Raw genomic sequence first — 10,089 nt, forward strand, 5'->3', positions numbered from 1 at the left:
AAGGAGGAGATGCAACCCCACCATCAGACCCAACAAGACAAGGCTATACATTCAAGAAATGGGAAGGTAACTGGACAGGAGTAATGAAAGACGAAACAGTGACAGCAACCTATGAACAAGTACCAGGCCCAACACCAGTATATTGGACAGTGACATTCTATGATGACGATGAGTCAACTGTACTAAAGACTCAACAGGTACTCGAAGGAAACAACGCCACCCCACCAGCAAACCCAAGCAAGACTGGCTACACCTTTGAAGGTTGGGATGGAAATTGGACGGATGTACAACAAGATGAAGACGTATATGCAACTTATGAAAGGGTGAATGATCCAGATCCAAGACCTACCACTACAACCTACACAGTGACCTTTGAAGACTTTGATGGTACTGTAATAAAAAGAGATAGAGTAAATCCTGGAAGGGATGCAACTCCTCCTGGAAATCCATCAAGACCTGGCTTCGAGTTTAGAGAGTGGGATGGTAATTGGACTAATGTAAGAAGAAATGAAACAGTAGTAGCCAGATACAATGAAATAGAAGTTGAAGTTATTGAGGAAGAACAAATTCCAGAGGCTCCACCGGTAATAACACCACCAGTTGAAACACCACAAGCACCACCGGAAGTAATTGAAGTACCAGTGGAAACACCAGCTGCTGCACCAACACTTCCAAAGACAGGATCAGTTGGAGCAGGAGAAATGGCAGGATTTGGAGCACTGCTAATGGCAATAGGAGTACTTCTTAAGAAGAAAAAAGGATTCTAGGCGTTAGAGATTAATTTGAATTAATCTAATACAGGGTGTACACTATTTAGGATAGGGTACACCCTATTTATTTTTTGTAATGGTATCGTAAGAATTCACCCAACAATCATTGGGTATAGAAAACATGAGAAGTAAAGACAGACACTTACTTGGAGTGAAAAGAAATGCTTGAGCTGCTTTTATTGATAAAATTTATAATATTCACGGGAGTTATAAGGGTGGAGCATAACAGGATAGGGGTAATACTCACAAGCTTCCTTATCAGCGTAGTAATCCTATCCCTTCTAAAAAGGATAAAAGGAAAAAGAAGATACAGTTACATCTTTGGCTTCTATGGGGTGGTATCCCTTCTGCTATTGATTAACGGAGCATACTTTACCCAGTTCAACACCCTGACATCTGTACATGTAATCAGACAGATCCCTCAGCTTAAAACGGTTGGGGACAATCTTAAGATGCTTCTTGATTTCAGGAAGATTGCACTGCTTCTGGAATTGCCGGTAGTCTATCTTTATTTCAGAAGGCTAAGGAGAAACCATGACCCAGAAAACAAAGACACCTTGAAATACAGACAGAACGTTCTCATTGCGGGAGTGGTTGCATTGGCAGCCTTGATACAGTTCTTCGGTCACACCGGTCAGCTCCAATCAGTGGCTTCACAGGAGCTCTATTTCCACCATGCGATGGACATGGGCAGAGCCATTGTAAGCGAGCACAAGGCAGCTGCTGAGGTCCTTACAATGGAGGACAGGATGGAAAGGGTGAGGATCAGAAGAAACCTCGTTGAAGGAAACTACACAGGAATAGGAAGGGATAAGAACCTTATTGTCATTCAGGTGGAAGCCCTGCAGGACTTTGTAATAGGAAGAACCTACCTGGGTCAGGAAATAACCCCCAATCTGAACAGGCTCATAAAGAGCCAGTCATCACTGTATTACGACAACTACTTCCAGCAGGTTGGCAAGGGAAACACCTCGGATGCAGAGTTTGTCTCAAACAATTCCCTCTACCCTTCCTCAGGTGAGCCCACCTTTATGGAATACGCCGAAAACTCATATTACGGCCTTCCCTGGCTTCTGAGGGACAATGGGTATACAGCCTGGGCCTTCCACGGAAATGAAAGGGAGTACTGGAACAGGGATGTGGCATATGTAAACCAAGGGTGGCAAAGGTTTGTAGCAGAGGATGACTTCCATTTTACAGAAGAGGTAGGCTTTGGAATGAAGGATGAGGACTTCCTGCAGCAATCCGCAGAATACATCCAGGAGCTGGACAAGGTTGATGAAAATCCATTCTATGCTTTCCTTATAACCCTGACAAGCCACACCCCTTTTGTGATTCCCGAGGAAGACCAGCATCTCCAGCTTAAACCGGAACACACTGGAACAATCCTTGGTGACTATCTTCAGTCCGTCCACTACACAGACAGGGAGCTTGGCAGATTTATCGATAGTCTGAAAGAAAGGGATATAATGGAAGAGTCTGTACTTGCAATCTACGGGGACCATTTTGGACTCAATGCAGTTAATGAAATCGACAAGGAGATCATGACCCGGTATCTTCAGGTTGAATACGACTTCGACCATATGATGAACATCCCCCTTATAATCAACATCCCAGGAGAGAACCTTGGAATAAGGATATCCACAATAGGTAGCCAGCTGGACTTCTATCCCACAATGGCAAACATAATGGGCTACCCAATCGAAAAGGGGATAATATTCGGAAGGGACCTTAACAACCTTCAGACGACAAACTACGTCTACCCTGCAAGCTTCATGCCTCTTGGATCAGTAATAACAGAACAGGAGGTTTTTGAAATGTCCAGGGACGAAGTATACGAGCACAGCAGGGCATATGATAGAATAACAAGAGAACCTGTCGACATCGAAAAGTTCAAGAATCTTTACAACAGGGCAATACAGGAAATTACAATATCAAACTATATACTTGAAAATAACAGAATTATATCAGATTACTAGATGTGATCTGATATAATTAGGTAAGATAATACTAATGCACAATTCACAGATCACGATTCACAATTTGAAAAACATTTGGAGAGGAAGTGTTCAAAATCGGAGAGAACATAGTTGAAAAGAAATCATATGGTTTTGCAATTAGAGTTGTTGAAGTTTACAAGATTTTGAATTCAAAGAAGGAATTTGTATTATCAAAGCAATTCTTAAGATCTGGGACAAGTGTTGGTGCAAATGTTATTGAAGGACTTAGGGCACAGAGTAAAAAGGATTTTATTTCCAAAATGAACATTGCCCTCAAAGAAGCTAATGAAACTGAGTATTGGATTAAATTATTAATGGATACTGGATATTTATCAAGAGAAGATAACATAGAGTTATTAAATGAATGCAATGAAATTTGTAGAATATTATCAGCAATTGTAAGAACAGCAAATCATAATCTGAATAATTCTGTACAAGAAAACATGGAAGACTACTTTGCTGATATTTTTGAATCTTGATATTTTGTTGTGAATGGAGAATTGTGCTTTGTGATTTGTCTTTTTCATTGTGATTTGAGAACTGTGAATTTTGAATTAGTATCTGGAGGTGTAACACATGACAAAAAAACTATTATCACTGCTACTGGCATTAACACTATTGTTACCTACTGCTTCCTTTGCCCAGGATTCTGCTCTTGGTGAAATAAGATCTCACGATACGGATGCGGATATGGAGCTTATGATTGAGGTCTACAATTACATCCAGGAGGCATATCCCCTTGAACTGGACAACAAGGCAGTAATTGAAGGCGGACTGAAGGGAATGCTTCAGGCAATCGATCCCTACAGCGACTACTACACACCAGAAGAGGCATCACAGCTTTATATGGAGCTGATGGGATACTTCACTGGAATAGGAATATATATAGAAAAGAATGAAACCTACATTACTATAGTAGAAACAATTGAAGGAGCCAATGCAAAAGGGGCAGGGCTTCTTGCAGGAGATGTCATAATTTCAATAGATGGGATAGACACGAGGGACATGTCCCTTTCAGAGGCATCAGGAATGATAAAGGGAGTGAAGGGAACTACTGTCAAACTTGGAATAAAAAGATCTGGTGTTGAGGAAATCCTATACTTTGAGATAGTAAGGGATGAGGTAATAATAAATCCTGTATCCTATTCTGAGATCGAAGAGGGAATAGGTTATATCAAGCTAAGTGAATTCAGCCAGAAAGCTGCACTTGAAATGCGAAGGGCATTGGGCAGCTTCAATCAGTCAGAAACAAGAAAGATCATCCTTGACCTGAGAAACAACCCAGGAGGGCTTCTTGACCAGGCCGTGAAGATTGCAAAGGAATTTGTGCCGGAAGGACCGATCGTCCATATCAGGGAGAGGAACTCGAGCTTATTGACCTATTCCTCATACAACCAAGTTCCAAATTATGAACTGGTGGTATTGGTCAATGAAAACAGCGCCTCCGCCTCGGAGATCCTTGCTGGAGCAATAAAGGACAGGAACGCGGGCACTCTAATAGGAAAGAAAACATATGGCAAGGGAATAGTTCAAAGCATAATACCTCTTGATAACGGAAGCCTAATCAAGATGACAACAGCTGAATACCTAACACCCAAGTACAGAAGCATCCACGGAATCGGTATAGAGCCGGATATTGTTGTTGATAATGTGGACGGACAGGATCTGCAGATAGAGAAGGCACTGGAAATACTTAAGTAATTGTGATCTGTGAATTGTGAACTGTGAATTTTAGGTTACGATGCTGCGTTTAAGTAAAATTTAGTAAAAAGATATAAAAACAAGCATATTACAAATCTGCCTCAGATTTGTAATATGCTTGTAATGTTAATTACACAACAATGATGGTATAATACAAGCATGAAACACGTAATTTAGGAGTGTTTCCTATATTACAAATTCATTACACGACCATCTTAAGCTTGATTTAGGATGGGTGTAATGCTATAATCAAGTGTAGAATGATGGTAATTACGGTATTTATTACCATTTTCTACAGTAGTAGTCAGAAGGGTTTTGAAGGAATAGCCCCCTGACGTAACAGAAATATTCCTTCAGAAAAAATACTATACATTATAAGGAGGGTTTTATTGATGAAGAAGCATTTAGCATTAGTATTGGCATTAGTAATGGTTCTTACTAGCTTCAGCTTCGTTTCAGCAGCTCCTGACTTTTCCGACATGGAAGGTCACGCAAATGCAGAAGCGGTTGCTAGACTAGAATTACTGAATGTCCTAAAGGGTTACCCAGACGGTAGCTTCAAGCCTGACAACACTATAACCAGAGCAGAGTTTGCTGCTGTAGCGGTTAGAGTATCAGGTCTTGAGAATGTAGCAGTTGCAGCACAGGGACTACCAACAGGATTCACTGATGTACCTGCATGGCATTGGGCATCAGGATATGTTGGAACGGCTGCAAAGATGGGAATCGTTAACGGAATCGGAAACGGACTTTTCGCTCCTGAGACTCCTGTTAAGTACGAAGAAGCTATCACTATGATAGTAAGAGCACTTGGCTATGAGCCAATGGCACAAGCAAGAGGTGGATATCCATTCGGTTACCTAATCGTAGCTAATGAGATTGATCTTCTTGACGGAGCTATGGGAACTCAAGGAACTTGGGCAACTAGAGGATTTGTAGCACAAATCACTGACAACGCTCTTGAGATTCCAATGATGATTCAGGTTGGATTTGGATCAGACACTAAGTGGGTTGTATCAGGCAAAGAAGATACTGATGAAGTATACCTGCTTGACAGAATGGGATTTGACACTGTTGAAGGTAGAGTAACAGAAGTTGATGTAGATGATATGGAAATCTATATTAATGCTGAAGTACTAGCTGACAGAGGATGGTATGATGTAGCTGAAGGTTTTGATTTCTACGCAATGGAAGGCGTTGAGGTTAAGGCATGGTTAGATGGAGACATGGTTATCCTTGCAGCTGCTCAAGAAGATGTATCATTTGACGCAGTGGAAATTGACGGGGATGAGATAACTCTTGTTGATGCAGACAGAGATTATGATCTTGCTGATGACGTAACTTTATTTGTAGATGGTTCAAAAGTAAGAAATATTCCAGCATCAGCAGAGTATGAGTATGCGAAAGTAGTATTTGACGACGAAGGCGACGTGATTTGGGTTGACGCTATAACAACACTAGATTTCATCGTAGTTGAAGAAATTGACGATGAGATGATTCTTGATCTTGATGAGGAAGAAGTTGTAGTAGAAGACTATCTAATAGTTATGGATGGCAAGACCATTTCAGTTGACGATCTTGAAACTGGCGATGTAGTATTCTACTTTGAGGCAGACTATAAAGATTATGATGGATTTGCAGTTGTTTACAACAGCAGTATCGTTGGTGAAATAACTAGAGTCTACACTGATTCATTCAGAATGAATGGTTCAAACTATGAGTGGTTAGTAGGAGAGTCAATCTATATTGATGGAAATACTCTTGATACACTTACTGCTGATATTCTTGACAAGATGATGGATGAAGGAAATGATGTAGAAGCATTCTTTAACTTCAAGGGAGAGGTTGTACTTGTTGTTGGAGAAACAGGAGAAGGCGACACCTCAACATTCTACGCAGTATTGATTGATGATGCTGTTGCATACAATGGCAGAAGAGGAGAAATGCTTGCTCTTGATATGTTGAACGAGTTTGGAGAAGAAGTATCATTTGATATAACTCTAAAGTTTATCGATGAAGACTTTGACTTTAGTGTACTTGAACTTGAAGAAGCAGACAACTATGACTTAGCAGGTGCGCTTGTAATATTTGATGCAGAAGCAGAAGAAAATGTTCCATTCCTATTTGAAGTTGAGGTTGATGAGGATGGAAGTCTTGAAGCATTGACTTTACTTGAAGTAGAAGCGTTGACTCATGAAGATGGATTCGAAATCGATGACACTTATGCAGAAGTTAACAATAGAAACTACAGACTAATGTCAACCACAGTTGTATTCTATGATTATGATGATGGCGAGTTTGGAGAAGTTCTTGCACTTGGTGAGATAGATGACGAATTTGCTGTAGTTGAAGCAGGATATGCACTTGCAGATGAAGGAAGAGTAAAAGTTGTACTTGCAACTTCTACAGATGCTGACTCTGACGATACAGACTATACAGGTCTAGTTACGAAAACAAGACAGCTAAGAACTGGCGAGTTGGAAGTAACAATCCTTGTTGAAGGAAAAGAGCACATATTTACAACAGCTGATGATTGGGATATTGAGGAAGTAACAGTTTATGAGATATACACTCTAGTTGTTGGCGACACATCAGGTGAAATTACTGATATAATAGGTGATCTTGGTGATGATTATGTAGTTGATAGCGTTGATGCTTCAGCTAGAAAACTTACTCTTGAAGAGTATGGACAAGTAGAACTTGCTTCTAATGCTTACATCTATGAGGCAGGAACAAAAGATACAATGAGACTTAGAGATGTTGCAGAAGGGTCTAATGTCTATGTAGTATTTGAGGAAGATACAGATTACTGGGTAATCTACATGTTGGTTGATGTTGAACCTGCTCCAGGAGGAGACGATGTTGTTGAAGGTGAAATAACATATATAAACTCAACTTATACAAGAATTGTAGTTGATGGTACAACAACTTACGTTATAGATTCAAACACAGAAATCTGGGAAGATGGTGCTATAGTTGCCGTTGGATTTGAAGATATTGCTGAGCTAGATGCTTTAGTAGTAGGTGATATTGTAGAAGATATCGTTGTTGAAGATGGAGTGGTAGTATCTTTAGTGAAAGTAGTAGAAGCTGAATAATAAAAGTGCGAAACGTTGCTCTATAAGTCATTGGACGAAATGAGCGGAAGCTTTAGAGATAGGACTGAGGAAACTCAGTCTATCTCTTTACTCCAACTGCTTTACTGAATTGGTGGGTGCAAATCTCATCCAATGCAAATAGCCTTTAAGCATTGAGTCTGATCCCCCTGCACAAACAATACTCTGTCAGGTATTGTTTGTGAAGCCAGGTAAGGTCGTAGCCGGTGAAAGTCCGAGTGCGGGACTCCTTAAAAAGTTGCTATGACAAACTTATGCTAATCCATGAAAATGGGGTATATAAATATAGTCTTTGCTGTTAAAATGACATTATCTTCAGCTTGGCAAAGACCCGTAAGGTTGAAATACCTTTCGGATTCAGGAGTAATTGGCTATTAAACCTGAATAAAGTATGCACTTAGTGGATGTCTACGGTAATCAAAAAAAGGGATAGGTAAAGTGGAACGTTTGATGCTGTGTGTGAGGAGGATTGACAGGTCTTAAGATTCATATGCGGGCTCAGCGGGCTTATAGTAGTGTTGATCTTCAGCCGTTTGTACATGTATGGTAACATATGTGGAGGATAAAACTGGAGGGAGCGAAGGAGCCCAGTCGGTAATAGGATGTAAATTGAATAAATTTTTTTGCCACCATGCACCCCCATGCATGGTGGTTTTAAATTAGGTTTCCAAGGTAACTTTCAATTCCATGTTTCATTTGATATAATCTAGGTATATACATAATACTTAAAGTATTAACAGGGGAGGAACATAATGAATAGGAAAATTATCATATTTGGATTGATAGGTACCATAATACTAACTATGTCTAACGGTAGTTTGAGTTTTGCAGGAGAGATGACAGTTGAAGAAGCGCAGTCAATAGTTAAAGAGATGGAGTCGATTAAAGGTGAAATTCTAGAATTAACGCTTCAGGGAGCTATTGATTACGCGCTTGAAAATAGCAAACAAATGTTAATTCAAGATATTGAGTTGGAGAAGGCCGAGCTGGCATACAGACAGAATCGGAATTCTGTAAATGACCAGAAGGACATTATGGATTTACCAATTCCTAGGATGTATGAAGTAACTCCGGATGATAATGTCAACAGGGCACTTATCAGAAATGGTGGTGCCATGAAACAGGTGGAGCTAGTATACGATATGTCAAAATGGAACTATGAAACAACAGAGAATCAGATTAGATATAATGTTGAGAAGGCTTATTTCGACCTTTTACAGATGGAGAAGGAACTAGATATAGCAGAGGAGAACCTTGCACTGGCAACAAAGCAATATGACCATGGTAAACTTAGGTTTGATGTCGGGATGATATCACAACAACAATTATTGGGATTGGAGCTATCATTGTCCCAGGCTCAAAGTGGTTACGACAATTCAGTGATGTATTATGAACTTCAGAGAATGAGCTTCAAGAATACAATAGGTTTGCCTCTGGAGGATGAATTTGAGTTGACAGATAGTATTGAAGTGGAGGACTATGAAACAATAGTACTTGAGGATTCGATAGGATTGGCTATTGAGAATAATTCAAATATTATGGTAGCTGAAAGATCACTAGAAATACATGAACTCACTCTGCAGGCAACTCTAAGTAGATTTCCACCCAACACGTATAGGTATCGAACCCAGGTGCAAGAGGTTCTGAATGCTGAAATGAATCTTCAGAACGCTAAGACTGGAGTCGAGATGCAGGTTAGAAGCGCAGTACTTAACCTTACAACTGCAGAGAAGCAGATTGCTACATTTGAAAAGGCAGTTTTTCAAGCAAGTGAGGGAGTAAGGATTGCCGAACTGAGCTTTGAGCTTGGACAGAACACAGCAACAGAGGTTGGACAGGCTAATCTTAATCTAATGAATGCCAAGAAGAACTTGGCTCAGCAGATACATGCATTCAATATGGCATTGCTTGATTACAAGTATAGCATTGGGATTGGGAAAGGGTTCTAAAAAGTCAATTCTCAGTTCACAATGCACAATTCACAATTGTAAAAGAAATAGTAATTTTAAAATCAAGGTCTATTAATTAAATAATAAGAGTTAAGACAAAACAACTTATAATGCAAATGAGCGCACGATGTATTGACAATGTGCGCTTTATGTATTATAGTGATGATGAAGGGAGGGTATAATATGACTAACGCTAATTTAAATATTAGAACTGATAAAGAGATTAAAGAAGCAGCCGAAAACATTTTTGCGGAACTTGGTCTTAATATGACAACTGCAGTAAATATGTTTCTTAGGCAAACAATTAGAATTAACGGAATACCATTTGAATTGAAATTATCTGAACCAAATGAGACCACAGTCAAAGCCATAATTGAGGGTAAGAAGATAGCAGAAGATTTAAACTCCGAAAAATACGCTTCAATAGATGATTTGAGAAAGGCTCTTGAAGTATGAAGTACCACATCCAATTTACTGGTAGGTTTAAAAGGGACATAAAGTTGGCGAAGAAACAAGGTAAAGACTTGGACAAACTATTTTCAGTTGTTGAAAC

7 protein-coding genes are annotated in these 10,089 nt (G+C 39.7%); all 7 read left to right on the forward strand.

What is annotated here, in order from left to right:
* The coding region (locus ACKVDP_RS13190) for an InlB B-repeat-containing protein (protein WP_409229359.1) at positions 1–767 on the forward strand (767 nt) is incomplete at its 5' end.
* A 164-nt stretch (positions 768–931) separates the two neighbouring features.
* On the forward strand, positions 932–2,749 hold the full coding sequence (locus ACKVDP_RS13195; protein WP_409229360.1) for an LTA synthase family protein: 1,818 nt from the start codon (positions 932–934) through the stop codon (positions 2,747–2,749).
* An 86-nt stretch (positions 2,750–2,835) separates the two neighbouring features.
* Positions 2,836–3,249, forward strand: coding sequence for a four helix bundle protein (locus ACKVDP_RS13200; RefSeq protein WP_409229361.1), 414 nt, complete (start codon positions 2,836–2,838; stop codon positions 3,247–3,249).
* Between the two features lie 97 nt (positions 3,250–3,346).
* Positions 3,347–4,471, forward strand: a complete 1,125-nt coding sequence (locus ACKVDP_RS13205) for a S41 family peptidase (RefSeq protein ID WP_409229362.1) — start codon at positions 3,347–3,349, stop codon at positions 4,469–4,471.
* A 392-nt stretch (positions 4,472–4,863) separates the two neighbouring features.
* The gene (locus ACKVDP_RS13210) at positions 4,864–7,569 is read left to right on the forward strand and encodes an S-layer homology domain-containing protein (protein ID WP_409229363.1); all 2,706 of its coding nucleotides are present in this window, start codon (positions 4,864–4,866) and stop codon (positions 7,567–7,569) included.
* Between the two features lie 770 nt (positions 7,570–8,339).
* Positions 8,340–9,536, forward strand: coding sequence for a TolC family protein (locus ACKVDP_RS13215; protein WP_409229364.1), 1,197 nt, complete (start codon positions 8,340–8,342; stop codon positions 9,534–9,536).
* Positions 9,537–9,719: 183 nt separating this feature from the next.
* The gene (locus ACKVDP_RS13220) at positions 9,720–9,992 is read left to right on the forward strand and encodes a type II toxin-antitoxin system RelB/DinJ family antitoxin (protein WP_409229365.1); all 273 of its coding nucleotides are present in this window, start codon (positions 9,720–9,722) and stop codon (positions 9,990–9,992) included.
* Positions 9,993–10,089: the final 97 nt, after the last annotated feature.

It is taken from the genome of Gudongella ferriphila (genome assembly GCF_046224405.1).
Taxonomy (GTDB): domain Bacteria; phylum Bacillota; class Clostridia; order Tissierellales; family Tissierellaceae; genus Gudongella.

What these genes read in the sequence shown, in the direction of transcription:
- ACKVDP_RS13215 (WP_409229364.1), top strand. Translation starts at nt 8,340, where the DNA reads ATGAATAGGAAAATTATCATATTTGGATTGATAGGTACCATAATACTA.
- ACKVDP_RS13220 (WP_409229365.1), top strand. Translation starts at nt 9,720, where the DNA reads ATGACTAACGCTAATTTAAATATTAGAACTGATAAAGAGATTAAAGAA.
- ACKVDP_RS13205 (WP_409229362.1), top strand. Translation starts at nt 3,347, where the DNA reads ATGACAAAAAAACTATTATCACTGCTACTGGCATTAACACTATTGTTA.
- ACKVDP_RS13210 (WP_409229363.1), top strand. Translation starts at nt 4,864, where the DNA reads ATGAAGAAGCATTTAGCATTAGTATTGGCATTAGTAATGGTTCTTACT.
- ACKVDP_RS13195 (WP_409229360.1), top strand. Translation starts at nt 932, where the DNA reads ATGCTTGAGCTGCTTTTATTGATAAAATTTATAATATTCACGGGAGTT.